Source organism: Bradyrhizobium monzae, assembly GCF_021458635.1.
In the GTDB taxonomy this organism is placed as follows: Bacteria; Pseudomonadota; Alphaproteobacteria; order Rhizobiales; family Xanthobacteraceae; genus Bradyrhizobium.
Genome location: NZ_JAIRDQ010000040.1, coordinates 1 through 522, shown reverse-complemented (window position 1 = coordinate 522; position 522 = coordinate 1). Strand labels below are relative to the sequence as shown.

At 70.3% G+C, this 522-nt stretch carries 1 protein-coding gene; it reads left to right on the top strand.

What is annotated here, in order from left to right; genetic code table 11:
• Window positions 1-13: 13 nt before the first annotated feature.
• Window positions 14-522: beta-ketoacyl [acyl carrier protein] synthase domain-containing protein (locus K3F49_RS39060; protein ID WP_276575479.1), on the top strand; the 509-nt coding region annotated here is incomplete at its 3' end.

Genomic DNA, 522 nt, shown 5'->3' with positions numbered 1-522 from the left:
AACCGCGCGCGCCATGGCCCGCCTGCTGCTCGAGAAGCTCGAACTCGCTCGCGCGCCTGTGCGGCAGGAGAAGCGGCGGACAATCACCGCATCGGCGTCCGAGCCAATCGCGATTGTCGGGATGAGCTGCCGCACGCCCGGCGGCCCGGCCAGTCCCGAGAGCTACTGGTCGCTGCTGGAGCGCGGTGGCGACGGCGTTGGTCCGCTGCCGGGCCGCTGGAGCCGGGAGCTGTTGCGGCGCCTCGAAGCGGTGACGGGCGGGCTGTCGCAGGAAGGCGGCTTTATCGACGCTGTTGCGGAGTTCGACGCATCTTTCTTCGGCATCTCGCCGCGCGAGGCGGTGGAGATGGACCCGCAGCAGCGGCTGATCCTGGAAGCGTCGTGGGAGGCGCTGGAGCGCGCGGGGCTGCAACCGGACGGACTGAGCGAGAGCCGCACCGGCGTCTATCTCGGCGCGATGGCTGGCGACTACGGCATGCGCTCGCTCGAGGCGACCACGATGTGGACGTCGACGGGTACGTT